Source organism: Pseudoxanthomonas fibrivorans (assembly GCF_041464125.1).
In the GTDB taxonomy this organism is placed as follows: domain Bacteria; phylum Pseudomonadota; class Gammaproteobacteria; order Xanthomonadales; family Xanthomonadaceae; genus Pseudoxanthomonas.
In genome coordinates, this window is record NZ_JBGNUG010000001.1 from 1,419,962 (window position 1) to 1,444,079 (window position 24,118).

Sequence of the window (24,118 nt, forward strand, 5' to 3'; positions counted from 1 at the left end):
CGGCATGGCCTGTGGCATTCTCCTGATCACCCACCCCGGCGTCGGCAGCGCGCTGCTGGCGGTCGCGACCACCCTGTTGCGCTCGCTGCCGCTGCGGGCGGAAGCCTTCGAAGTCCCGTTCGATTCGGACCTGGACCAGTTGCTTCCGGCCGCGTCCGCGGCGATGCGCCGGGTCGATGGAGGGGACGGCGTGCTGGTGCTGACCGACCTGTACGGCGCCAGCCCCAGCAACCTGGCCGCGAAGGTGGCCAGGCTGGGCACGCCGGTGCGGCGGGTGGCGGCGCTGAGCCTGCCGATGCTGCTGCGGGTCATGAACTACCCGGAACAGGGACTGGACCACCTGCCCGCCACGGCGGCGGCAGGCACGCGCAATGGAGCGATCATCGACGATGCTTGAACGTGAACTCACCATCTCCAACCGGCTGGGCCTGCACGCCCGGGCCACCGCCAAGCTGGTGCAGGAGCTGGCGCCGTTCCGCTGCTCGGTGACGCTGCAGGCGAAGGGGCGCGAGGTCAACGCCAAGAGCATCATGGGCGTGATGCTGCTGGCCGCCGGCCAGGGGACGCCCGTGACCGTGCGCACCGACGGCGAGGACGAGGCCGCGGCCATGGACGCGATCGCCTCCCTGTTCGAACGACGGTTCGACGAGGACGCATGACCACGGGCGCGCCGGGCCGTCGCCACGTTCGGCCACGCCCGTCCGTCCCGGCACCGCGCACGGAGTTCCGCCGGTGAAGCACGCCTTCGTCGGCCATGGCGCCTCGCGCGGCCTGGCGCTCGGCCGGGCGCGGGTGCGCCTGCCGCATGCCCTGGAGGTCGGCGAGCAGCACGTTCCGGCCGCCGCCGTCGAGGCCGAGGCGGCGCGCCTGCAGGCCGCGCTGGAGGCCGCGCGGGCCGAGATGCGGTCGCTGCGCGAGAAGCTGCAGGGCGCCCTGTCCCGGGAAGCGATCGAATTCATCGACCTGCATGCCCTCCTGCTCGACGACCCCGAGCTGGTCCACGCCCTGGACACGCTGATCCGGCAGGAGCGGTACTCCGCCGGCTACGCCCTGCGCGTGCAGCGCGACCGCCTGGCGGCGGTGTTCGAGCGGATGGACGATCCGTACCTCAAGAGCCGCCTGGACGACCTCGACCACATCATCGGGCGCATCCACGCCCATCTGCACCGCCGCGACCCGCTGCCGCGGGGCACCGCCGGCGAGGTGCTGGTCTGCGACAACGTCGCCCCGTCCGAGTTGGCCCAGCTGCAGGCCCAGGGCGTGGTCGCGGTGGTGTCGGCCGCGGGCAGCCCGCTTTCCCACAGCGCCATCCTGGCCCGCAGCCTGCACCTGCCGCTGGTGGTCGGCGCGGCCGACGCGCTGGCGCGGACCAACGACGGCGACGTGGTGATGGTGGATGGCGAGACCGGCGAGGTCGTCGTCGACCCGGACGCCTCGGACCTGCGCCGCTACCACCAGCGCGAACAGCAGGAGGCGCGCGAACGCCGCGACCTGGAGCGCCTGCGCAGCAAGCCGACCCGCACCCGCGACGGCGTCGACATCGCCCTGTACGCCAATGCCGAGTCGCGCGAGGACGTGGCCCGCGCGCACGCGCTCGGCGCGGCGGGCGTGGGGCTGTTCCGCACCGAGTTCCTGTTCCTGCAGCGCACCGAACTTCCCGACGAGGACGAGCAGTTCCAGGTCTACCGCGACGCGGTCCTCGGGATGAGCGGCCGGCCGGTCACCTTCCGCACGCTGGACCTCGGCGCGGACAAGGCGGACCGGACCGGCCTGGCGCTGGCCAACGAGGACAACCCGGCGCTGGGCGTGCGCGGCGTGCGCCTGTCGCTGCTGTACGACCGCGTGTTCGACACCCAGCTGCGCGCGATCGTCCGCGCCGCCGCCTACGGCCCGGTGCGCGTGCTGGTGCCGATGGTCAGCTGCCGCGAGGAGGTGCTGCTGGTGCGGCGGCGCCTGCGCCGCGCCGTGGCGGTCGTGCGGCGGCGCGGGACCGCGGTCGAAATGCCCCCGCTGGGCGCGATGATCGAGGTGCCCGCCGCGGCGATCGGCGTCTACGGGCTGGTCGACGCGGTCGACTTCATGTCGGTCGGCACCAACGACCTGGTCCAGTACCTGCTCGCGGTCGACCGCAACAACGACGCGCTCGGTGACCTGTATTCGCCGCTGCACCCGGGCGTGCTGCGCCTGCTGGCGCACGTCATCGGCGCGGGCGAGCAGTCCGGAACGCCGGTGGCCGTATGCGGCGAGATGGCCAACGACCCGCGGCTGGCGCCGCTGCTGCTGGCGCTCGGGCTGCGCGAGTTCAGCCTGCATCCGTCCGGCCTGCTGGAGCTGCGGCGCATGATCCGCGACTGCCGCCACCAGGACCTGCGCGCGCGTGCCGCGAAGCTGCTGCAGGCGCGCGACCGCGGCGCGATCGAACGCTGGCTCGTCCAGGCCGACGCACACGGCTGAGCGTGCCGGGCCCGTGCGGCAGCGACTGCAGCCGCGGAACGCGCCCTCCCGCGGTGGAGACGGATGCCGCGGGCGGCCCGGGGCCCGCGTCTATCCATCGCCTGCCGCGCGGGCGATAATGCGCGCATGAACGCCTGACCCGCCGCGCGCCTCCGCCGCGGCCCCACCCGCCACCGGAGACGCGCATGGCCGAAGCCGTCCGCCACGACAAGACCGCGCGCCAGCTGCGCCTGCTGTCCGATGCGCTGGACAGTGGCCGGCTCGGCCCGGTGCGGCGGCTGGTCAACACCCTGGCCCCGGCCGAGATCGGCAACCTGCTGGAGTCGCTGCCGCCGGGCAAGCGCGAGGTCGTGTGGGGCCTGGTCGACGCCGAGGACGACGGCGAGGTGCTGCTGCACGTCGGCGACGAGGTGCGCGAGAGCCTGATCGCGGACATGGATCCGGACGAGCTGGTCGCGGCGGTCGAGGACCTGGACATCGACGACCTGGCGGACCTGGTCGAGGACCTGCCGGACACGGTCATCGACGAAGTCCTCAAGTCGATGGACCGCGAGAACCGCGAGCGCCTCGAGCAGGTGCTGTCCTACCCCGAGGACAGCGCCGGCCGCCTGATGAACCCGGACGTGGTCACCGTGCGCGCCGACGTCAACGTCGATGTCGTGCTGCGCTACCTGCGCCTGCGCGGCGAGCTGCCCGACCATACCGACCACCTGTACGTGGTCAGCCGCCGCCACCAGTACCTGGGCCGGGTGCCGCTGGCCGCGCTGGTGACGCACGAGGACTCCACCCCGATCAACCGCCTGATCGACGACGAGCAGCCGGCGATCGACGTCGGCGAGAGCGCGCAGGAAGTGGCGCGGCAGTTCTCCGACCACGACTGGGTATCGGCGCCGGTGGTGGACGACAACAACATCCTGCTCGGCCGCATCACCATCGACGACGTGGTCGACATCATCCGCGAGCAGGCCGAGCACCAGGCGCTGGGCGCGGCCGGCCTGGACGAGGACGAGGACCTGTTCTCGCCGGTCAGGCGCGCCGTTCGCGGCCGCCTGGTCTGGCTGGGCATCAACCTGTTCACCGCGTTCCTGGCCGCCAGCGTGATCGGCCAGTACGAAGTCACGCTGCAGAAGGTCGTGGCGCTGGCGGTGCTGATGCCGATCGTCGCCGGCATCGGCGGCAACGCGGCGGTGCAGGTGCTCACGCTGATGGTGCGCGGCCTGGCGCTGGGCCAGGTCGGCGCCAGCAACGCACGGATCCTGCTGTGGAAGGAGATCCGGGTCGCGCTGATCAACGGCCTGCTGATCGGCGGCATCGTCGGCGTGATCGCGTTCGTCTGGTTCCGCAGCCCGCTGCTGTCGCTGGTGATCGCGATGGCGCTGGTGCTGAACTTCTGCGCCGCCGCCACCGCCGGCGTGCTGCTGCCGCTGATGCTCAAGCGGATGAACATCGACCCGGCGGTGGCCGGGACGGTGGTCGTGACCGCGGTGACCGACGTGATGGGCTTCTTCTGCTTCCTCGGCCTGGCCACGCTGATCCTGCTGCACTGACCCGTCGCCGGCGAGGTCGGCGCCCGCGACGGGCGCGTCCTTGGCCGCTGCGCCGCATCCACCAAGCGCGCGGGCACACCCTGCTGAACGCCGCCGCGCCACGCACGGCGTTCCGGGCCCGCTTCCGGGGCACCCTGGCTATGCTCCCTGTTCCCGAACGACTCCGCCGATGCGATGCGCCTCCGCCCTAAGCTGTACGTCCTCGTGGCCCTGGCAATGATGCTGCAGGCCTGCATGCCCGCGCGCGCGGCCGGCGCGCCCGGCGGCGCGCGCTTCGTGCAGCGCGAGCTGGTCCACGACGGCCGCAGCTTCCGCTACGCGGTGTTCGTCCCCGCCACCACGCAACCGCGTCCGCTGCCGGTGGTGCTGTTCCTGCACGGCTCCGGCGAGCGTGGCTCCGACGGCCACGCCCAGACCACCGCCGGCCTGGGCAACCGCTTGCGTGCCGGCGCCGGCGACTTTCCCGCCCTGGTGGTGTTCCCGCAGGCGCCGAAGGACGAGGAATGGATGGGCGGCAATTCGAGGATGGCCCTGGCCACGCTCGACGCCGCCGTCGCCGAGTTCGGCGGCGATCCGTCGCGCACGTACGCGACCGGCATGTCGATGGGCGGATACGGGGTATGGGAGGTGGCGCTGGCCGCCCCCGGCCGCTTCGCCGCGCTGGTGCCGGTGTGCGGCGGCGTGCGCCCGCCGCGCCCGGCGCGGCCGACCCTGTTCGTGACCGACGTCGCCGGCGAGGCCGATCCCTACGCCGCACTGGCGACCCGCCTCCGGCACGTGCCGGCCTGGCTGTTCCATGGCGCGCGCGACGACCTCGTGCCCCCGGACGACGATCGGCGGCTGCATGCGGCGGCGCGCGCGGCGGGCGCCGATTTCCGCTACACCGAGTATCCCGACGGCAACCACAACGCCTGGGATGCGGCCTACGCCGACCCGGCGATGTGGGCCTGGCTGTTCGCCCAGCGCCTGCCCTGAGCCCCGCACGGAGAGCCGCGATGCCCGAACTCGTCGAAGACTATTTCCACCCCGGCTGGCGCACGCGCAGCGTCGAGTGCGCCGCCTGCGAATGGCGTGGCGACAGCCGCGGGATGACGCTGGAGCCGCACGAGGACATGAGCGAATACCTGTGCCCGCGCTGCGAGGACATCATGCTGGTGGTGCGGCACCCGGACCTGGCCCAGGTGCGGGCCGCTGCCGCGGCCGGCCATCCGGAGGCGGTCGAGCAGCTCGCCCTGCTCGAGGAATACACGCGCCGCCACGGCGGCTGAGCGGGCCTCAGCCGCGCAGCCGGGCGATCAGCGCGGCGGTCACCGGGTCGGACGCCTTCGACTCGCCGCGCAGCGCCGGCAGCAGGGTGTTGGCCACCTGCTTGCCCAGTTCCACGCCGAACTGGTCGAAGGCGTTGATGCCCCACACCACCGACTGCACGTACACGCTGTGCTCGTACATGGCCAGCAGCGCGCCGAGCGACTGCGGGGTCAGCGCGTCGAGCAGGATCGTGGTGCTGGGCCGCCCGCCCGGATAGGCGCGGTGCGGGTCGTCGCTGGCCTGGCCGTTGGCCAGCGCCTCGGTCTGCGCCAGCAGGTTGGACATCAGCGCTTCGTGGTTGGCCGCGTACGGATCGTCGTTGCGGACGGTGCCGATGAAGTCGGCCGGGACTATCCCGGTGCCCTGGTGCAGCGCCTGGAAGAAGCTGTGCTGCACGTCGGTGCCCGCCCCGCCCCACCACACCGGCACGGTGTCGCCGGCGACCGGGCTGCCGTCCAGCTGCACGCGCTTGCCCAGCGACTCCATCACCAGCTGCTGCAGGTAGGCCGGCAGCAGCGCCAGGCGCTGGTCGTAGGTCATCACCGCATGCGAGGCCAGGCCCAGTGCATTGCGGTTCCACACCGCGGTCAGGCCGTGGCGCACGGCCAGGTTGGACTCCAGCGGCGCCTGCAGCGCGTGCGTGTCGAACTGCGCGGCACCGGCGAGCAGTCGCTCGAAGCCGTCCATGCCGATCGCCAGCGCGATCGGGAAGCCGACCGCCGACCACAGCGAGTAGCGGCCGCCGACCCAGTCCCACATCGGCAGCACGCGCGCGGCGGCGATGTCGAACGCCGCGGCGGCGCGTTCGGGATTTGCGCTGACCGCGTAGATGCGCTCGCTGCCGCCGAGCCAGTCGCGCACGATCGCGCCGTTGAGCAGGGTTTCCTGGGTCCCGAAGGTCTTGGAGATGAAGACCGCGGCGGTGCGCTCCGGATCCAGCGGCGCCAGCACGCGTTGCGCGGCGGCGCCATCGACGTTGGAGATGAAGTGCACGCGGAAGCGGCCCGGCAACGGCCCGCGCAGCGCGTCGACCACCAGCCGCGGCCCCAGGTCCGAGCCGCCGATGCCGACGCTGACGATGTCGGTGACGTCGCCGGCTTCCAGCGCCTCGACCAGGCCGCGCATGCGTATCCGGACGTCCGCCGCGGCGGCATGGGCCTCCCGCGCGGCCGGCGCCGGCGACAGGTCGCCGCGCAGCGCGGTGTGCAGCACGGCACGGCCTTCGGTGACGTTGATTTTCCCGCCATCGAACAGCCGCCGGAAGGCGCCAGCGAGGTCACGCTGCCGGCCCAGCGCCAGCAGTGCATCCCACGCCTTGGCGTCGTAACGCTGGCGGGCGAAGGTCGCGTACAGCGGCCCGACCCGCAGGGCCTGCGCTTCGATCCGCCCCGGCTCGTCCTTCAGCAGCCCTGCGATGCTGGCGCCGGACAGGCGCGCGGCGTGGGACTGGAGATCGTCGAAACCGGAAGCGGATGCGGACATCAGGCGGCCTGCTTGGGGATGGAATGGTTGGTGTGGGTGATGCGGTTGCCGGCGTCGACGTACACCAGGTCCGGCTTGAACGTCGCCGCCTCGGCCGCGTCCATCGAGGCGAACGCGGCGATGATCACCAGGTCGCCCACCTGCACGTGGCGCGCGGCGCCGCCGTTGAGCGAGATGATCCCGCTGCCTTCGTCGGCGCGGATGGCGTAGGTCGTGAACCGGCTGCCGTTGGTGACGTCCCACACGTGCACCTGCTCGAATTCGCGGATGCCGGTGGCATCGAGCAGCAGGCCGTCGATCGCCACCGAGCCCTCGTAGTTGAGCTCGGAATGGGTGACGGTGGCGCGGTGGATCTTGGCTTTCAGCAGGGTCAGGTGCATCGGGACGTCCAGCTCTCGGTCGTGGATGGTAGCAACGCCGCGGGCGTTGCACTGGAAACGATGGACCGCGCGCGCGCATGCCGCGCCGCGCGGATGGCTCAGAACTCGAGGTTGTCGATCAACCGGGTCGAGCCCAGGCGCGCGGCGATGAGCGCGACCTTCGGCCCGGCTTCGCCGTCCTGCGGGGCCGCCAGGTCGGGGCGGCGCAGCGCCGCGTAGTCGACCGCGAAGCCGGCCTCGCGCAGCTGCGCCGAGGCCTGGGCCTCGACCACGGTGCGCGGGGCGCCGGCCAGGTGCGCCTGGCGCATGTCGCGCAGCACGCGGTGGATGGTCGCCGCACGCGGACGCTCGTCCGCTCCCAGGTACTGGTTGCGGGAACTCATCGCCAGGCCGTCGGCCTCGCGGACGATGCCGCCGCCGAGGATCTCGATCGGGAACTGCAGGTCGGCGACCAGCTGCCGGATCACCGCCAGCTGCTGGTAGTCCTTCTTGCCGAACGCAGCCACGTCGGGCAGCACCTGGTTGAACAGGCGGCTGACCACCGTGCACACGCCGTCGAAGTGGCCGGGGCGACATTCGCCCTCGAGCACGGCGCTCACCCCCGGCACGTGGATGCGCGACGCCAGCTCCACGCCGAACGGGTACATCGACTCGACGGTGGGCAGCCACAGCACGTCGCAACCGGCGCCTTCCAGGCCGGCGGTGTCGGCGTCGGGCGTGCGCGGATAGCGGGTGAAGTCCTCGTTCGGCCCGAACTGGGTCGGATTGACGAACACGCTCGACACCACCCGGTCGGCGTACTGGCGGGCGAGCATCACCAGCGAGTAGTGCCCGGCGTGCAGGTTGCCCATGGTCGGCACGAAGCCCACCCGCAGGCCGTCGCGCTTCCAGCCGCGCACGCGCTCGCGCAGCGCGGCCAGGTCGGTGATGGTTTCGATCATCGGATGGGAAGTCCTGGGATGCTCACGCGTAGGCGTGGTCGGCGTCGGGGAAGCGGCCGTCGCGGACCGCGTCGGCGTAGGCGCGGAACGCGCCGGCGACCGAGCCGCCTTCGGAGAGGAAATCCTTCACGAAGCGCGGCCGCCGGTGGCCGCTGTCCAGGCCGAGCATGTCGTGCAGCACCAGCACCTGGCCGTCGCAGTGCGGACCGGCGCCGATGCCGATGGTCGGGACCGCGACGGCGGCGGTGATCTGCTGCGCCAGCGGCGTCGGCACGCATTCGAGCACCAGCAGGCTGGCGCCGGCCTCGACCGCGGCGCGGGCATCGGCCAGCAGCTGGGCGGCGGCCTTTTCCTCGCGGCCCTGGACCTTGAAGCCGCCCAGCTTGAGCACCGACTGCGGGGTCAGGCCGAGGTGGGTGCAGACCGGGATGTCGCGCGCGGCCAGAAACCGGACGACCTCGAGCTTCGGCCCGGCGCCTTCGATCTTGACCATCTGCGCGCCGGCCTGCAGCAGCGCGACCGAGGCGTCCAGCGCGCGCTCGGGGGTGGCGTCGGACTGGAACGGCAGGTCGGCCACCAGCAGGGCCCGGGAAAGGCCGCGCGCCACCGCGGCGGTGTGGTAGGCCATGTCGGCCACGCTCACCGGCAGGGTCGAGCCATGGCCCTGCACCACCATGCCCAGCGAATCGCCGACCAGGACCAGGTCGATGCCGGCGCGGTCCATGACCCGGGCGAAGCCGGCGTCGTAGGCGGTGAGCATCGCCAGGCGCCGGCCCTGGCGCTTGGCCTCGGCCAGCGCGGGAACGGTCCAGGGCTTCTGCTCGGCGTGCACGCTCATCGGGGAAGTCCGGTCGGGGAGCCGGGCATTATCGCCCAGCGCCCGCGACGGGTGTGGCCGGGACGCCCGGATCAGTCCGTTCCCGCCGCGTCGGGCAGCGCTTCGACGCCCCCGGCATCGACCGCCCGCAGCGCCTCGGCTACGGTGCCATGGCCGGGGAACGGCTCGGCCGGCGCGATCTCGGCCAGCGGCACCAAGGCGAAGGCACGTTCATGCAGGTGCGGGTGCGGCACCCGCAGTCCCGGCAGGTCGACCACCTGGCCGCCATAGAGCAGCAGGTCCAGGTCCAGCACCCGCGGGCCCCAGCGCGCATCCGGGTCGCGCTCGCGACCGGCCTGCTGCTCGATCCCCAGCAGCGCCGCCAGCAGGGCCTGTGGCGCCAGCCGCGTCTGCAGCAGCACCGCGGCGTTCACGAAGTCGGGCTGGTCCAGCCGCCCCCATGCCGGCGTCCGGTAGAGGCGCGAAGCCGCCAGCACGCGGCTGTCCGGCAGCCCGTCCAGGGCGGCCACGGCCCCGCGCAGGGCCGCTACGGGACGGCCCAGGTTCGCGCCCAGGCCGATGCAGGCGTGGACCGCCGGATTCATTCGCCGGCGGGCGCGGCGCCGCGGCGGCGGCGCCGGCGCCGGCGGCGGGCCGGCGCGTCGTCGTCCTCGCCCGCGGCGCTGGCAGCCACCAGGCTTGCGGACAGCTCCTCGTCGGGACTGTCCTGGGCCTGGCGCCAGAACTCCACGTCGGCCGCGTGCGAATCGGACGCGGTCTGGCGCAGGACCAGGAAATCGAACGCCGCGCGGAAGCGCGGGTGCGACAGCAGGCGGAACACGCGCTTGCGCTGGCGCGAGGAGAAGCGCGACTGCAGCAGCCAGATCTCCTGCATCGGCAGCGAGAAGCGCTTGGGCAGCGCGATCGTCTGCACCTGGTGCAGGGTGACCCGGTCGGCCGCCCGGCGCTGCGCTTCCTCGGCGTGCATCCCCTGCGCCTGCAGCCCCGCCAGCGAACGGCAGTAGGCCGGCCACAGCAGCAGCGCGAACAGGAACGCCGGCGAGACCGGCTCGTCGGCGGCCACCCGCGCGTCGGTGTTGCGCAGGCCCTCCAGGACCATGCGCCGCAGCGCGCCGCTGCGGTTGGAACGCAGCGCCGCGGCGGTTTCCGGCAGCAGCGCGCCGAGCAGGCCATGGCGTTCCAGGCCCTCGAAACTGGCGACCGCATGCCCGGACAGGAACAGCTTGAGCATTTCCTCGAACAGGCGCGCCGGCGCCGCTTCGCCGAGCAGCGACGCCAGCCGGGGGATCGGGTCGGCGGTGCCCGGCTCGATGGCGAAGCCGAGCTTGGCCGCCAGCCGCACCGCGCGCAGCATGCGCACCGGGTCTTCGCGGTAGCGGGTCTCCGGGTCGCCGATCAGGCGCATCACCCGCGCCTGCACGTCCTCGTACCCGCCCACGTAGTCGCGCACCGAGAAATCCTCGATCGCGTAGTACAGGGCGTTGCAGGTGAAGTCGCGGCGGACCGCGTCGTCCTCGATGGTGCCGTAGACGTTGTCGCGGACCAGCCGGCCGTCCTCGACCTCGCGGTCGCCGCTGCCGTCGTCGCTGTTGGCGCGGAAGGTGGCGACCTCGATGATCTCCCGGCCGTAGACCACGTGGGCCAGGCGGAAGCGGCGGCCGATCAGGCGGCAGTTGCGGAACAGCGCCCGGACCTGCTCGGGCGTGGCGTCGGTGGCCACGTCGAAGTCCTTGGGGTGCAGGCCCAGTAGCAGGTCGCGCACGGCGCCGCCGACCAGGTAGGCGCCGAAGCCGCCTTCGCGCAGGCGGTACAGCACGCGCAGGGCGTTGGGGCTGATGTCCCGGCGGGAAATGACGTGCTGTTCGCGCGGGATGGTGCGCAGGACGGGCTGCGGGAGGGCGTGCGGATTGATGGGTATGCTTCCGTGAACGGGAACGTGCCGGACCGATTGCCGTCCGGCGGGCGCGTGAATATACTAGCGCGCCTTCGCCGGCGACACCTCAACGCTCCCTTCGTCTAGTGGTTAGGACGTGGCCCTCTCAAGGCTAAAACAGGGGTTCGAGTCCCCTAGGGAGCGCCATCCCGCCGGCTGGAGCACATGAAAAAGCCCCGCATCGCGGGGCTTTTTCGTTTCCGGCCCGGCCCGGTCGGGGCCGGGGCCGGCCAGGCAGGGCCTGGCCGGCCGCCGGAGGGCTCAGCCCTCCATCTGCTCCAGCTCCTTGCCCTTGGTCTCGTGCACGTAGCGCAGCACGAAGAACACCGACAGGAACGCCGCGACCATGTAGATGCTGTAGGTCGCCGCCAGGCCGATGCCGGCCAGCAGGATCGGGAAGGTCATGGTGATGGCGAAGTTCGAGGTCCACTGCGCCGCACCGGCCACCGCCAGCGCCGAGCCGCGGATCTGGTTCGGGAACATCTCGCCGAGCATGACCCACATCACCGGGCCCCAGGAGATGTTGAAGAACACCACGTAGGCATTGGCCGCCACCAGCGCCAGGGTGCCCATGCCCTCCGGCAGCTGCAGGTGGCCGTCGACCAGCGAACCGCTGGAGAAGGCCCACACCACCAGCGCCAGGGTCACCGCCATGCCGACCGAACCCAGCCACAGCAGCGGCTTGCGCCCGACCTTGTCGATCAGCAGCACGGTCACGATGCAGGCGCCGATGCTCAGCGCGCCGGACAGCACGTTGATCAGCAGCGCGTCGGACTCGGAGAAGCCCACCGCCTGCCACAGCACCGCGCCGTAATAGAACACCACGTTGATGCCGACCAGCTGCTGGAAGGTGGCCAGGCCGATGCCGACCCAGACGATCGGGCGGATCTTGCCGGTGGCCTTGTTGACCAGGTCCGACAGCTGCGGGCGGTGATGGTCTTCCGACAGCGACGAATCGATCTCGGCCAGCTTGGCCTGCGCCTCGGCGGGGCCGAGCAGGCGGGTCAGCACCTTCAGCGCCTCGTCCTTGCGCCGCTTCACGACCAGGTAGCGCGGGCTTTCCGGGATCACCAGCAGCAGCACGAAGAACAGCGCCGACGGGATCGCCATCATCCAGAACATCCAGCGCCAGGCGGCGTGGCCGCCCCAGAGCGCTTCGGTCGAGGCCCCCGCGGCCTTGGCCAGCAGGTAGTTGCTGAGGAACGCGGCGAACAGGCCGGAGATGATCGCGATCTGCTGCACCGTGGCCAGGCGGCCGCGGTAGCGTGCCGGCGCCACCTCGGCGATATAGGCCGGCGACATCACGCTGGCCGCGCCGACGGCGAAGCCGCCGAGCACGCGCGCGACGACGAACATCAGCGAATTGACCGCCGCGCCGGAGCCGATCGCGGACAGCAGGAACAGCACCGCCGAGATGATCAGCACGGTGCGCCGGCCCCAGCGGTCGGCGAGGCGGCCGGCGAAGAACGCGCCGATCGCGCAGCCCAGCAGCATCGAGGCGACCTCGAAGCCGAGCGCGGCCTTGCTCGAGCCGAACGCCTGCTGCAGGCCGTCGACGGTGCCGTTGATCACGCCGCTGTCGAAGCCGAACAGGAAGCCGCCGATCGTGGCCACGCAGCTGATGAGGATGATGAAGGGGGTGTTCTCCCCGCTTTGCGCGGCCGACTGGCCGGCGATGGATGGACTGCTCATTTCAACCCTTGTCGTCGTATTGGTCTTCCGCACCGGCACGCCGGTGCGCCCTCCCCCACGGACCGCCCAGGCGGTCCGCTCCCCGCACGGACCGCGCCGCGGTCCGCCTGCCAACACGGGTCCGCCCTCACGGACCCCCTACCGCCATCCCTGTCGCGCCGCTGCGGCGGACAGCACCGGATCACCGGCCGGGGCCAAGCTTACCCGCAATGGCAGCGCTGTCGTCAGCCCCGCGCGCACCCCGTCCCGACCCGGTCGGCGCCCGCCGTGCAGTACTCCCACGCATGGAGCCGCGGGCCATCAGGCCCGCACGAGCCGCCCGCCCGTCCACGCCACGTTCGCCGCTTCGCCGGCCGCCAGCTCCAGCTCCGCCACCCGGCCGCGGTACTCCAGCCGGTAACGCCCGCCGCGGTCGCTCGCGATCCGGGCCTGGTGCAACTGGCCGCCGGCCCACGCCAGGTCCACCCCGGCCGCGCCGCGCACGCGCAAGCCCTGCACCCGCCCGTTGGGCCAGGCCGCGGGCAGCGCCGGCAACAGGAACACCGAGCCGCCCCAGCTCTGCAGCAGCATCTCGGTAATGCCGGAGGTGCCGCCGAAGTTGCCGTCGATCTGGAACGGCGGATGCGCGTCGAACAGGTTCGGGTAGGTCCGCGACGGGCTGAGCAGCATGGCCAGGACCTTGTGCGCATGCTCGCCGTCGCCCAGCCGCGCCCACAGGTTCAGGCGCCAGCCGATGCCCCAGCCGGTGGCCTCGTCGCCGCGGATCTCCAGCGAGCGCCGCGCCGCGGCCGCCAGGTCGGGCGTGTCGCGGATGTTGATCTGGCTGGACGGATGCAGCGCGTACAGGTGCGACACGTGGCGGTGGTCGATCTCCGGCACGTCCATGTCCCAGTCCTGCTGCCACTCCTGCAACTGCCCGGCCCTGCCGACGCGGTGCGGAGGCAGCCGCCCGCGCAGCGCGGCCAGGCGCCGGGCCAGCTCATCGTCGACCCCGAGCAGGCCGGCGATCTCGATGCACTGGCCGAACAGGTCGCGCAGCAGCTGCGCGTCCATCGACGGGCCGGCGCAGAGCGAGGCTCCGAACGGGTGTTCGTTCTCCGGCGAGATCGACGGTGCGGTGACCATCGCCCCGGTGTTGGGGTCCTCGACCAGGGTGGCGGCGAAGAACTCGGCCGCGCCGCGGAACAGCGGCCACACCTTGCGCAGCCAGGCCGGATCGCGGCCGTAGTCCCAGCGGTCCCACAGGTGCTGCAGCAGCCACGCCCCGCCGGTCGGCCACAGCCCCCACTCGGCGCCGTCGATCGGCGCGCTGCGCCGCCACAGGTCGGTGTTGTGGTGCACGACCCAGCCGGGTGCGCCGTACATCCGCCGCGCGGTGTCCGCGCCGGCCTCGGCCAGCTCGGCGACCATCCGTTCCAGCGGCTCGACGCATTCGCCCAGCGCGTTGGCCTCGGCCGGCCAGTAGTTCATCTCGGTGTTGATGTTGATCGTGTACTTGCTCTCCCACGGCGGGGACAGCAGGTCGTTCCAGATGCCCTGCAGGTTGGCCGGCTGGGTGCCGGGCCGCGAACTGCAGACCAGCAGGTAGCGGCCGAACTGGTGGTACAGCGCCGCCAGCGCGGGATCGCCGCCCTCGGCGAAGCGGGCCACGCGCTCGTCGGTCGGCAACGCCGCGACCGCGGCCGGCGTGCGGCCGAGGTCGATCGCCACCCGCTGGAACAGCCGGCGGTGCTCGGCCACGTGCGCGTCGAGCAGCTGCTGCCACGACCTGCGCGAGGCCGCGTCGAGCTGCGCGGCGGTGATCGCCTCCGGGTCGCCGCCGACGTCGTCGAAGCGACGGAAGCTGGTCGCGCCGGTCAGCAGCAGCACGACCTCGTCGGCCTTGGCCACCTCGATGCGGTCGCCGATCCGGCGCAGGGTGCCTCCTGTGGGCAGCACGCGCAGGCGCATGGCGAAGCGCAGCCGCCCGTCGATCCCGAATGCGTCGCCATTTCTCCCGACCAGCAGCAGGCCATCGTCCCCCACGGCGCTCACCGAGGTGTCCACGTGGTCGCTGGCCAGGCCGATGCGCAGCCCGATGCGCCGCGCCTTGTCGCCCGACAGGCGCACCGCCACGCACTGGTCCACCGGCGAGACGAACACCTCGCGGGTGTGCTGCAGGCCGCGTGCCTCGAATGTGCTGGTCGCCAGCGCCCGGTCCAGGTCCAGCTCGCGCCGGTAGCCGTTGACGTCGGACACCTCGAGGAAATCCAGCTGCAGGTCGCCCAGCGGCTGGTACGGCATCTGCTTCTTCGGCCGGCCCATCATGGTCGCGTTGGCCAGCTTCTCCGCCTCCGCGTAGCGGCCGGCGAACAGCAGCCGCCGCACCTCCGGCAACGCGGCCAGCGCGTCCGGCGGGGTCGGGTCGTACGGCCCGCCCGCGTACAGCGTGTCCTCGTTGAGCTGCAGCCGTTCGTACTTGCCGCCCCCCCAGACCATCGCGCCCAGCCGCCCGTTGCCGAGCGGCAGCGCCTCGACCCATTGCGTGGCCGGGCGCCGGTACCAGAGCCGCAGCGGCTCGGGCGGCACCGCCGGCGCGGCCGAGGCCGCGCGTGCGCGTGCGGGCGTGCCGGTGGGCGCGGCCCCGGCGGCCGGCGCTCCCGCCAGTGCCCCGGTGCCGACGGCGGCCACGGCCGCCGTCGCCTTCAGCAGTTCGCGCCGGGTCAGGTCCACCCGGCTCAACCCCGCGGACGGCGGACCGTCACCGCCTGGCCGGTGTAGCGGACGGTGCGGTCGGCCTTCGGCTCGACCGCGCCGGCGTCGTCGCGCGGGCCGTCGATCCAGCGCACCCGGATCTCGCGCTGGTCCTGCATGCCCGGGTAGCGGCCCTGGCGCGCGCCGATGGACAGCTCGCCGGTCTTCTCGTTCCAGGCCAGCGGGATGCGGCTGAACTCGCCGCGCTCGTAGCCGTAGCTGCGGCCCTGGTCCTCGTACAGCGAGAAGCTGCCGTCGGCACCGGTGTAGACGTCGATGGTCAGCGGCGCGCCGGGCTGCTCGTCCACGTACTGCTGGACCACGGTGCGCGGCACGATCGAACCGGCGCGCACGAACAGCGGCATGCGCTGCAGCGGCGCGGCGGCCTCGATGGTCTGCCCGCCCTGGTGGCGCGTGCCGGTCTCGAAGTCGATCCAGCTGCTGCCGGCCGGCAGGTACACCGGGCGGCTGGTCGCCTTGAACGAGGCCACCGGCGCGACCAGGAAGGCGGGGCCGAACAGGTACTGGTCGGCGACGCCGCGCGCCTTCAGGTCATCCGGGAAATCCATCGACATCGTGCGCAGGATCGTGCCGTCCTTGTGCCAGGTGTCGGCCGCCAGCGTGTAGATGTAGGGCAGCATCGAGTAGCGCAGCTTCAGGTAATGGACGAAGCTGTCGTAGTGCGGCGTGCCTTCCGGGGCGATCTCCCAGATCTCGCGGTAGGGGAACTGGCCGTGCAAGCGGAACACCGGCACGAACGCGCCGTACTGGAACCAGCGCAGGTTGAGCTCGCGCCATTCCGCGAGGTGCGCGGGGTCCTTGGACTCGTAGCGCTTCTCCGGCGAGAAGCCGCCGATGTCGAAGCTGACGTTGGGCGCGCCGGCCATCGAGGCGTTGACCAGGCCGGATATCTGTTCGCGCATGTCGTCCCAGCGCGGCACGATGTCGCCGCTCCAGAAGGCCGCGGCCGCGCGCTGCTGGCCGGCGAAGAACGCGCGCGACAGGATGAACACCCGCTTGTCCGGGTCGACCTCGCGCGAACCGCGGTACACGCCTTCCGAATGGACCAGCGGATAGGAGTTGAAGTACTCGATCGAGGGGCCGAACGCAGTCGGGGTCGTGCGCGCCTTGCGCTCGCCGATGTCGATGTTGCTGTGCAGGTCCGGCTCGGACGCATCGAGCCACCAGGCGTCGAAGCCCTTGCTGTTGAGCTTCTCGTTGACCTGGCGCCAGAAGATGTCCTGCGCCTCCTTCGAGTACGGGTCGTAGAACGAGTTCAGGTAACCCTTGCCGATCCAGTCCAGCTCGCCGACCTCGACGTTGCGCTGGTACATGTGCCCGGCCGCGTCCAGCTCCTTGTAATGGGCGGTGGTCGGGTAGAACTTCGGCCAGACCGAGATCATGATCTGCGCGTTCTGCCCGTGAACGTGCTTCACCATCCCGTCCGGGTCGGGGAAGTTGTGCGGGTCGAAGTCGTGCGAACCCCACGCGTTCTCCGGCCAGTAGGACCAGTCGAGGACGATGGCGTCGATCGGCAGCTTGCGGCGGCGGTACTCGTCCAGCGCACCGGTCAGCTCGGACTGGGTCTTGTAGCGCTCGCGGCTCTGCCAGAAGCCGTACGACCACTTCGGCAGCATCACGGCCTTGCCGGTCAGCTGGCGGTAGCCGGCGATCAGCTCGTCGCCGTTGTCGCCGGCGACCACGTAGTAGTCGATCATCTGACCGGCCTCGGACCAGATCGACAGGTCGCTGGCCTCGGCGGCCGGCAGCGGGTCGCGGTGCAGCAGGGCGATGTACGACGGGTCGATCGCGTCCCACTCGACCCGGATGTCGTGCTGCCTGCCGGCCTCCATCTCGAGCGCGAACTCGTGGTGCCACGGGTTCCAGTTCTGGCGCCAGCGGTCCATGACCGGCTTGCCGTCGACGAAGACCTTGGCGTATTCGCTGTTGTACAGCGAGAAGGTGTGGCGGCCCGCGGTCTTCGCCTCGACCGTGCCCTCCCACACCACCTGGGTGCGGCCGCCCTGGGCGGTGTTCCAGCCCGCCTTGGGCAGGTTCTTGAGGTCCTTGATGTACTGGTAGTTGATCTGCTCCTCGCGCCGGACCACCTTCTCCTTGCCGTTGATGGAGTAGCGCGCGGTCAGCGCGCCGGGCTTGCCCTTGGCGTCGCGCAGCACCAGCGTCTCGCCGAGCGGGCGCAGTCCGCGCGGGTCGCCGTAGCGGGTGATCGAGTTGTTGTCCCAGAGGATGCCGTAGCGGCGGGACGACTGCACGAACGGGATCGCGTTGTCGATGTTGTGCTGGAGCAGCTCCACGTCGCGGCCCTTCAGGTCCATCCAGCCCTGCTGGTGCAGGCCGGTGCCGTAGAAGGACTCGTCGTCGGGCGAGACGAAGCGCTGGCGCACGCTCTCCAGCGCGCGGCCCTCGGCCTCGAAGGGAGTGAAGCTGCGGCCGCCGGCCACCTCCTGGACGAGCGGCTTGCCTTCGCCGTCGAAGAAGCTGACGCGGCCATCGGCCAGCGCCACTTCCGCGGCGATCCCGGCCGCGCTCAGCCGGACCGCATCGGCGGTCTGGCTGACCTCGAACTCCGGCGCGCCGGCCACCGGCACCCGCATCAGGCTGCGGCTGCGCTGGAAATCGCCGTCGCGGTCGGCGCTGACCCGCACGATGCGGTCGCCGACCAGCTGCAGGCGCACGTCGGCCGCCTTCGCGTCGGCCGGACGCACGATCACGCCGTCGGGCTGGCGCTCGACCGTCTGCGCCGTCGCCACCACCGGCAGCAGCGCCGCCACCATGACCGCCAGCCTGGCCGGCTTCATCTGTACCCTCATCGCGTTTCCTCCCTTGCGGCGCCCGCGGGCACCCTGTCGTCGATCAATAGGTCGCCAGCTTCACCCGCAGCAGCTGCGGGGCGCTGGCGAAATTCAGGCCGTAGTCGGTCTGGTCGCCATTCCAGCGGCGGCGGAACACCCACTGGCCATCCCGGTAGGTGCCCTCGTCCACGTACTCGTAGATCTGGCGGTCGGCCACGGCCGGATCGGCCGCGGTGATGTTGATCCGCGCATGCGCGCCGGTGACCAGGAACTCGTCCGGACCCAGCTGCGCCACCAGCGCCCGGCCGATCGGCTCGGGGTTGCCCGGCGGCTCGCCCTGGAACCAGAACTGCGGCACGCCGTAGGTCACCACCATGTTCCAGCGGTCGTCGATCTTCAGCGTCTGCACCGCCTGCCCCGGCTGCTCGGCCGTGCCGCGCACCTTGCCCTCGAAGCTGGCCTTGGCGATGGCCCGGGCCGCCGGCGCGAGGATGCGGTAGTTCAGCGCGAACGACTCCAGCGTCTCCTCGTTGACGTGCTTGGCGCCCAGCGGGTAGTTGGAGTAGCGCGAGTAGTCGATCCCGAACGGCGACCAGCCGATCGCCTGCTCGCCCAGCGCGGAGAACGCATAGCGCGCGTACTCGGGCCGGTTCCCGGTCTCGGCCACGAACAGCGGGTTGTCGGGCCGCGAGTAGCGGTCCAGCACCGTGGTGTAGTGGGTGTACTCGGGCATGTAGATGTCGGGCGCGAGCAGGTCGATGTGCGGCGCGGCGGCCTTGTACACGTCGAGCACGTTGTCGGTCGGCCCGCCGCTGGCGTACTGGCCCGGCTGACCCGGGTTGAACGGTCCGCGCAGCGCGGCGTTGATGTACATCGGCAGCGGATAGGCCTCCTTGCCCGCCGCGGCGACCTGGTCGATGAAGTGCGCGATGTGCCAGGCGTGGAAGAACTCGTCGGCGTCGGGGCCGAACACCTCGCGCCAGGTGCCGGGCGGCTTGCCCAGCTTCTGCACCAGCGCATCCGGGACCGGGCCGTCGAACACCTTCTGCGCCAGTGCCGAGAAATCGCGCACGCTGCCGTAGGTGCCGGGCTCGTTCTGCGGCTGGACCATGATCACGGTGCGCTGCGGATCGACCGTCTTCAGGTGCTTCATCAGCTCGACGAAGGCCTTGCGGTCGGCGTCCAGCGTGGCCTGGGCATGCGGCGACAGCGAATTGAGCGTGCGCCCGTCGGCGGTGACCACGCGCGGGAAGCGCTCGTTGTCCAGCTTCACCCACTTCGGCGCGTAGTTCGGGCCGTTGTTCTTCCAGGTGGCGAACCACAGCAGGACCAGGCGCTGGTCGTGCTCGCGCGCCTGCCTGAGCAGTTCGTCGACGAACGAGAAGTCGAACTTGCCCTCCTCGGCCTCGACCTGCTCCCAGGCGACCGGGACCATCACCGTGTTCGGCTTGAGCACCTCGATCGCCGGCCACACGTCCTCCAGCGCCGCCGGCCAGTTGCTCGAATTGTTGACCTGCGCGCCGAGCACCAGGAACGGCTCGCCATCCACCAGCAGCGCGTGGCGGCCGTCGCGAGTCACGATCTGCGGCAGCGGCGCTTCAGCGGCGGCCTCCGCGGCGGCGGCGGTGCCGGCCCGCTTCGCCGGACCGCCGTCGGCCGTGGTGGCGTCGCCGTCCGGGCTACCGCTGCCGCAGGCGGCGAGCAGCATCGCCAGCATCGCCGCGGTGGCGATGCGCCAAGGGGTTCCCTTCATGCATGTCTCCTGTGTGGACGGCATCGGCGATTACCTACCATGCCTGCGTGCGGAACGGCGACGCGGGCAGCCCGTCGGCGCCGACCAGGTCGGCCTGGACCGGGTCGTCGCTCCAGGCGTAGCGCGCCAACGTCGGGCGGGGGACCGCATCGCTGCGCAGCACGACGGTGTCGCCGGCGATGCGCGCCTGCGCCGGGTGGAAGCGCCCGTCGGCGCCGGCCACCTCGAACCCGCGGGGTGCGCCGCCGCCCCGTGCCGCCAGCGCGCCGCCCGCCGCGTCGAAGCGCAGCACCAGCCCTGCGCCGTCCGCTTCGGCCGAGCGGAACACCGGGCCGGCATGGACCAGCGCCCGCTCGCCGTAGGCCACGTGGCGGGCGGCCAGCGCGAGGCGATGGCCAACGGTGCGCTTGTCGCGCGGATGGATGTCGTGGCTGTCGCCGACGTCGATCGTGACCGCCTGGCCGGTGGCCGGCAGCGCGAGCGCGGCGGACTGCGACTCGCGCAGCGTGGCCCAGGGGCTGTCGAGCACCACGCCGTCGGCGAGCCGGTCGCCACCGGAGCCGAACGCCGCCAGCTGCGCCCACAGGAACGGCATGGACGGCGCCTGCCAGTGCGCCCGCCAGCCCTCGATCAGGGCCTTGAACTGATCGCGGTAGCGGTAGGCGCCTTCCGCGCTGGCATTGGTCTCGCCCTGGTACCAGATCACGCCCGCCAGCGGATACCGCTGCAGCGGGTGGATCATCGCGTTGTACAGCAGGGTGTCGACCTGGTTCTTGTCGTCGGCGGTGGAGACCGTCACCGCGGCGGTGCGGAAGCGCCAGTCGCCCGCCAGCGTCCGCCGCGGCGCGCCGGCCGGTTCGACGAAGATCTCGGCGGGCATGCCGGCGATGCCGCCGCCGCCGCCCGAATCCTCGACCCGCACCGCCACCGTGTTGAGCCCGGCGCGCAGCATCGACGCCGGTACCGCGTACACCCGCGGCACGTTGTAGGCGTTGGCGGTGGCGCCGACGCGCCTGCCATTGACCCAGGCCGTGTCGCTGTCGTCGATCTGGCCCAGCCCCAGGGTGATCCCGGCGGCGGCCTCGCGCGCGCTGAGCTCGAAGCGGGTGCGGTACCAGGCCACGCCGTTCATGCCGGCGTAGCCCTGCGCCTCCCACAGCGACGGCACGGCGATCGGCGCCCAGGTGCCGTCGTCCAGCTGCGCGGACGCGAATGCGTCGGACGCCGGGTCGACCTCGGGCCAGGCCGCCAGGCGCGCGCGGGTGGCGGACTCGACCCGTTCGTCGGCGGCGCGGCGCGCGGCCATCTTCTGCTCCAGCGCGTCCGCATCCAGGCCCAGCATCGAGGCGTCCATCCAGGCCTCGATCGAACTGCCGCCCCAGGTGCTGTCGATGATGCCCACCGGCACCCCGAGCACCTGGCGCAGCTCGCGCGCGAAGGCGTAGGCAACCGCGGAGAATTCGCCGACGGTCTGCGGCGTGGCCATCCTCCACTGGCCGCCGGCCAGCTGCGCCTGCGGCGTCGCCGCCCACGACTTGGGCACCTTGAAATGGCGCAACGCGGTGTCGCCGGCAGCGGCGATGTCTTCCTTCGCGTGCAGCGTCGTGGCCACCGGCCATTCCATGTTGGATTGGCCCGACGCGAGCCAGACCTCGCCGACCAGCACGTCGCCGATGCGTTTCTCCTCCGTGCCGGCGCGCACCACCAGGGTGTAGGGCCCGCCGGCGGCGTGCGCGGGCAACCGCACCGACCAGCGACCGTCGTCCCCGGCGACCGCCTGCGCGCGGTGGCCGTCGAGCTCGACCTGCACCTTCGCGCCGGGCGCCGCCTGGCCCCAGACCGGCAGCGGCCGGTCGCGCTGCAGGACCGCGCCGTCGGAGAACAGCAGCGGCAGCTCCAGCTTCGTGCCGGCCGCAAGCGCCAGCGCCGGCCATGCGAGCGCGAGGCAGGCGAAGGTGGCGGCGAGGATCCTGTGCTTCATGGCCGGGGTTCTCCGTAGATGATGCCGCGACCGCCGGTCGCCAGGTACACGCGGCCGAATACGCGTGCGTCGCCGGTCAGCATGCGCACGCTGCCGAAACGGTGCCGGGCATCGTCGATCCGCGTCCAGTCCCTGCCCTCGTTCTCGGAGCGGTAGAGGCCGAATTCGCCGGCGACCTGGCCGAACACGAACAGCGTCGGGGTATCGCTTCCCGGCCGGGCGGCGCCGAGCCCGGCGGCCACCGCGTTCTCCACGCCGGGCAGGCGCACGAGCCTGCCGTCGCCCCAGCGCATCAGGCCCTTCCACGATGCGGCGAAGTAGGCCAGGCCGCTGCGGTGCGGTGCCGGCAGCAGTTCGCCCCGGAACCAGTCGCCCACCTCGCCCACGCCGGTGTCGATCGCGTTGAACTGCACGCCGCCGTCGCCGCTGACGAACAGCCGGCCGGTGGCGGGCTCGAAGCCATACCACAGCGACGGCTCCACCCGGTCGGCGGCGACCACCGCGCCGGTCGGCAGGCCGCGCACCTTCTGCCAGCGGCCGCCGCGGTTGTCGGTGATCCAGTGAGGCGCGCCGCGCGCCTGCCAGATCACCCGGCTGCCGTCGGCGGACACCGCGATGCTGGCCCGGCCCTCGCCTTCGGTCGCCGGCGGCTCGCGCACGAACGCGGTCCAGCTGCTGCCGCCGTCTTCCGACCACGCCGCGCGCACCACCGCCGGATCGGGGTCGTGCAGGTGCCCGGCGCGGACCAGTAGCAGGGGATTCCGGCCGGCGTAGTCCAGGCTTTCGGTGTTGCTGTAGCGCGGCGGCCTGGCGAACTGCGTGGTCGTGCGCTGCAGGTCGTCATGGCGGAAGCCGTCGATGTCGCCCAGCCCGCTGACCAGCGGCGCGCCCTGCGGCGGGCTCAGCAGGTCCAGCGGCACGGTCTCGTCGAGCCCGGCGTCGTCGAAGATCCAGTGCACGGTGCCGCCGCGGTCGAGCGCGGTCATGTCGCGCGAGGCCCACACGCCGTAGCCGGTGACGAACAGCACCCGGCCCGGGTTGTGCGGGTCGATCTCGATGTCGGCCATCCAGTGCGGCTTGGCCTGCGCCGTCCACGGCGACGCGGAATGGTCGAACTCGGACGAGGCGAACACGGGTGTCCAGCTGCGGCCGCCGTCGGTGCTGCGGTACACCTCGTCGCGCGGCGCCCAGCGGGCGAAGGTGGTCGCCACGATCACGTCGGGGTTGGATGCATCCACCGCCACCGCGCCCCAGCCGAAGCCGTCGCCTTCCAGGTCGGTGGACTGCGGCGCCGGCGTGATCTCGGTCCACGTGCCGCTGGCCGGGGCGTAGCGCCAGACCGCCCCGTCGTTCATGCGGTCGGGGCCGGGCTCGTCGCCGTAGCTGAGCAGGAAATCGCCGCGTGCGTCGCGGACCATGTGGTTGGGCCGCAGCCCGGTCGGCTGCCCCGGCACCGCCTGCCAGGTCCGGCCCGCGTCGCTGGAGCGGAACAGCCCGCCCTCGCGGCTGGACACGCCGGCATACACCACCGGGGTCGGCGCGCCGGGCGTGCCGCTGGCCGGATCAAAGGTGACGAAGACGATGCCGATCGACTGCTTGCGCCAGTTGCTGGCGGTGGCCGACTCGGCGGTGGCCAGCGCGGGAAAGGCGTCCACGCGGGTCCAGCGCGCGCCGTGGTCGCCGCTGCGCCAGAGCCCGTGCGCGCGCGAGCCCAGGAACAGCACGCGGCCGTCGTTGGGATCCACCGCCAGGCGCTCGCCGTTGCCGCGGGCCAGCTCGTTGCCGCCGAGCTTGAACGGCAGGTCGCTGCGCTGGAACGTGGCGCCCCGGTCGCTCGAACGCAGGATCGCGCCGTTGCCCGCGCGCTCGTGGGTGTAGGTGCCGGCGGCCAGGTAGACGCGCTGCGGATCGGACGGGTCGAGCGCCAGGCTTTCGATGCCGGTCAGGTTGGCATCGTCGTGGCCGATCCAGTCGGTCAGCGGGATCCAGCGCCGCGCCGGCGCATCCCAGCGATAGGCACCGCCGACGTCGGTGCGCGCGTAGGCCAGGCCGCGCTCGGCAGGGTGGAACGACAGGCCGGTGACGAAGCCGCCGCCGCCGATGGCGACGTTCTGCCAGCGGTACGGCGTGGCGCCTGCCGCGGCCCCGGCGAGGCCGGGCACGACCGCCAGCAGGAGGAGAGCGAGGGGAACGAACGCCTGGCGAAGCGGGTGCATCGGGTTCTCTCGTTTGGAGGGAGAGCCGATGCGCCATGCGTGAAGCA

At 72.2% G+C, this 24,118-nt stretch carries 18 protein-coding genes and 1 tRNA gene; 7 read left to right on the top strand and 12 right to left on the bottom strand.

Features of this window, described 5'->3' with window-relative positions; all coding sequences use genetic code 11:
- Positions 1 to 4: 4 nt before the first annotated feature.
- From ACA089_RS06700 to ACA089_RS06725, 6 genes are all read left to right on the top strand, one after another.
- Positions 5 to 397 (top strand): PTS sugar transporter subunit IIA, encoded by a 393-nt coding sequence (locus ACA089_RS06700; protein WP_372014818.1) that lies wholly within the window; start codon positions 5 to 7, stop codon positions 395 to 397.
- Positions 390 to 659, top strand: coding sequence for an HPr family phosphocarrier protein (locus ACA089_RS06705; RefSeq protein WP_372014820.1), 270 nt, complete (start codon positions 390 to 392; stop codon positions 657 to 659). Before ACA089_RS06700 ends, ACA089_RS06705 begins: the two co-directional genes overlap by 8 nt.
- A 73-nt stretch (positions 660 to 732) precedes the next feature.
- Complete coding sequence (gene ptsP, locus ACA089_RS06710; protein WP_372014822.1) at positions 733 to 2,454, top strand: phosphoenolpyruvate--protein phosphotransferase; 1,722 nt, start codon at positions 733 to 735, stop codon at positions 2,452 to 2,454.
- A gap of 185 nt (positions 2,455 to 2,639) precedes the next feature.
- A complete protein-coding gene (gene mgtE, locus ACA089_RS06715; protein ID WP_372014824.1) occupies positions 2,640 to 4,001 on the top strand; it encodes a magnesium transporter in 1,362 nt (453 codons plus the stop codon).
- Between the two features lie 174 nt (positions 4,002 to 4,175).
- Positions 4,176 to 4,976 (top strand): carboxylesterase family protein, encoded by an 801-nt coding sequence (locus tag ACA089_RS06720; protein ID WP_372014827.1) that lies wholly within the window; start codon positions 4,176 to 4,178, stop codon positions 4,974 to 4,976.
- Positions 4,977 to 4,996: 20 nt separating this feature from the next.
- On the top strand, positions 4,997 to 5,269 hold the full coding sequence (locus tag ACA089_RS06725; RefSeq protein ID WP_372014830.1) for a hypothetical protein: 273 nt from the start codon (positions 4,997 to 4,999) through the stop codon (positions 5,267 to 5,269).
- A 7-nt stretch (positions 5,270 to 5,276) separates the two neighbouring features.
- Here the strand turns inward: ACA089_RS06725 and pgi are convergent, their stop codons facing one another.
- The 6 genes from pgi to pcnB all read right to left on the bottom strand — a co-directional run bounded on the left by pgi (position 5,277) and on the right by pcnB (position 10,868).
- Positions 5,277 to 6,791 (bottom strand): glucose-6-phosphate isomerase, encoded by a 1,515-nt coding sequence (gene pgi, locus ACA089_RS06730; protein WP_372014832.1) that lies wholly within the window; start codon positions 6,789 to 6,791, stop codon positions 5,277 to 5,279.
- Complete coding sequence (gene panD / locus ACA089_RS06735) at positions 6,791 to 7,171, bottom strand: aspartate 1-decarboxylase (RefSeq protein WP_372014834.1); 381 nt, start codon at positions 7,169 to 7,171, stop codon at positions 6,791 to 6,793. The genes pgi and panD overlap by 1 nt, the downstream gene beginning before the upstream one ends.
- Positions 7,172 to 7,269: 98 nt before the next feature.
- A complete protein-coding gene (gene panC, locus ACA089_RS06740; RefSeq protein ID WP_372014837.1) occupies positions 7,270 to 8,112 on the bottom strand; it encodes a pantoate--beta-alanine ligase in 843 nt (280 codons plus the stop codon).
- A gap of 22 nt (positions 8,113 to 8,134) precedes the next feature.
- A complete protein-coding gene (gene panB / locus ACA089_RS06745; protein WP_372014840.1) occupies positions 8,135 to 8,950 on the bottom strand; it encodes a 3-methyl-2-oxobutanoate hydroxymethyltransferase in 816 nt (271 codons plus the stop codon).
- 71 nt (positions 8,951 to 9,021) lie between these two features.
- Entirely contained in the window at positions 9,022 to 9,534 is a 513-nt protein-coding gene (gene folK, locus ACA089_RS06750; protein WP_372014843.1) for a 2-amino-4-hydroxy-6-hydroxymethyldihydropteridine diphosphokinase, read from the bottom strand.
- Positions 9,531 to 10,868: a polynucleotide adenylyltransferase PcnB gene (gene pcnB / locus ACA089_RS06755; protein ID WP_372017690.1), complete on the bottom strand. Its 1,338-nt coding sequence runs from the start codon at positions 10,866 to 10,868 to the stop codon at positions 9,531 to 9,533. The genes folK and pcnB overlap by 4 nt, the downstream gene beginning before the upstream one ends.
- Positions 10,869 to 10,955: 87 nt before the next feature.
- On the opposite strand from pcnB, the gene ACA089_RS06760 reads away from it, so the two are divergent.
- Positions 10,956 to 11,030: transfer RNA gene (locus ACA089_RS06760), tRNA-Glu, on the top strand.
- Positions 11,031 to 11,144: 114 nt separating this feature from the next.
- Here the strand turns inward: ACA089_RS06760 and ACA089_RS06765 are convergent.
- The 6 genes from ACA089_RS06765 to ACA089_RS06790 form a co-directional block, all read right to left on the bottom strand.
- Positions 11,145 to 12,575: a sugar porter family MFS transporter gene (locus ACA089_RS06765; RefSeq protein WP_372014845.1), complete on the bottom strand. Its 1,431-nt coding sequence runs from the start codon at positions 12,573 to 12,575 to the stop codon at positions 11,145 to 11,147.
- Between the two features lie 300 nt (positions 12,576 to 12,875).
- The gene (locus ACA089_RS06770; protein ID WP_459077392.1) at positions 12,876 to 15,296 is read right to left on the bottom strand and encodes a glycosyl hydrolase family 95 catalytic domain-containing protein; all 2,421 of its coding nucleotides are present in this window, start codon (positions 15,294 to 15,296) and stop codon (positions 12,876 to 12,878) included.
- Positions 15,293 to 18,139 (bottom strand): TIM-barrel domain-containing protein, encoded by a 2,847-nt coding sequence (locus ACA089_RS06775; protein ID WP_372014850.1) that lies wholly within the window; start codon positions 18,137 to 18,139, stop codon positions 15,293 to 15,295. The genes ACA089_RS06770 and ACA089_RS06775 overlap by 4 nt, the downstream gene beginning before the upstream one ends.
- Positions 18,140 to 18,182: 43 nt before the next feature.
- The gene (locus ACA089_RS06780; RefSeq protein WP_372014852.1) at positions 18,183 to 19,874 is read right to left on the bottom strand and encodes a GH35 family beta-galactosidase; all 1,692 of its coding nucleotides are present in this window, start codon (positions 19,872 to 19,874) and stop codon (positions 18,183 to 18,185) included.
- A gap of 34 nt (positions 19,875 to 19,908) precedes the next feature.
- Entirely contained in the window at positions 19,909 to 21,855 is a 1,947-nt protein-coding gene (locus ACA089_RS06785; protein WP_372014855.1) for a sialate O-acetylesterase, read from the bottom strand.
- Positions 21,852 to 24,071: a WD40/YVTN/BNR-like repeat-containing protein gene (locus ACA089_RS06790; protein ID WP_372014858.1), complete on the bottom strand. Its 2,220-nt coding sequence runs from the start codon at positions 24,069 to 24,071 to the stop codon at positions 21,852 to 21,854. The genes ACA089_RS06785 and ACA089_RS06790 overlap by 4 nt, the downstream gene beginning before the upstream one ends.
- Positions 24,072 to 24,118 lie beyond the last annotated feature (47 nt).

Bases quoted from the DNA above. Each gene is read 5' to 3' on its own strand.
- ACA089_RS06700 (WP_372014818.1), top strand. From the start codon at position 5: ATGGCCTGTGGCATTCTCCTGATCACCCACCCCGGCGTCGGCAGCGCG.
- ACA089_RS06705 (WP_372014820.1), top strand. From the start codon at position 390: ATGCTTGAACGTGAACTCACCATCTCCAACCGGCTGGGCCTGCACGCC.
- mgtE (WP_372014824.1), top strand. From the start codon at position 2,640: ATGGCCGAAGCCGTCCGCCACGACAAGACCGCGCGCCAGCTGCGCCTG.
- ACA089_RS06720 (WP_372014827.1), top strand. From the start codon at position 4,176: ATGCGCCTCCGCCCTAAGCTGTACGTCCTCGTGGCCCTGGCAATGATG.
- ACA089_RS06725 (WP_372014830.1), top strand. From the start codon at position 4,997: ATGCCCGAACTCGTCGAAGACTATTTCCACCCCGGCTGGCGCACGCGC.
- pgi (WP_372014832.1), bottom strand. From the start codon at position 6,791: ATGTCCGCATCCGCTTCCGGTTTCGACGATCTCCAGTCCCACGCCGCG.
- panD (WP_372014834.1), bottom strand. From the start codon at position 7,171: ATGCACCTGACCCTGCTGAAAGCCAAGATCCACCGCGCCACCGTCACC.
- panC (WP_372014837.1), bottom strand. From the start codon at position 8,112: ATGATCGAAACCATCACCGACCTGGCCGCGCTGCGCGAGCGCGTGCGC.
- panB (WP_372014840.1), bottom strand. From the start codon at position 8,950: ATGAGCGTGCACGCCGAGCAGAAGCCCTGGACCGTTCCCGCGCTGGCC.
- folK (WP_372014843.1), bottom strand. From the start codon at position 9,534: ATGAATCCGGCGGTCCACGCCTGCATCGGCCTGGGCGCGAACCTGGGC.
- ACA089_RS06765 (WP_372014845.1), bottom strand. From the start codon at position 12,575: ATGAGCAGTCCATCCATCGCCGGCCAGTCGGCCGCGCAAAGCGGGGAG.
- ACA089_RS06775 (WP_372014850.1), bottom strand. From the start codon at position 18,139: ATGAGGGTACAGATGAAGCCGGCCAGGCTGGCGGTCATGGTGGCGGCG.
- ACA089_RS06780 (WP_372014852.1), bottom strand. From the start codon at position 19,874: ATGAAGGGAACCCCTTGGCGCATCGCCACCGCGGCGATGCTGGCGATG.
- ACA089_RS06785 (WP_372014855.1), bottom strand. From the start codon at position 21,855: ATGAAGCACAGGATCCTCGCCGCCACCTTCGCCTGCCTCGCGCTCGCA.
- ACA089_RS06790 (WP_372014858.1), bottom strand. From the start codon at position 24,071: ATGCACCCGCTTCGCCAGGCGTTCGTTCCCCTCGCTCTCCTCCTGCTG.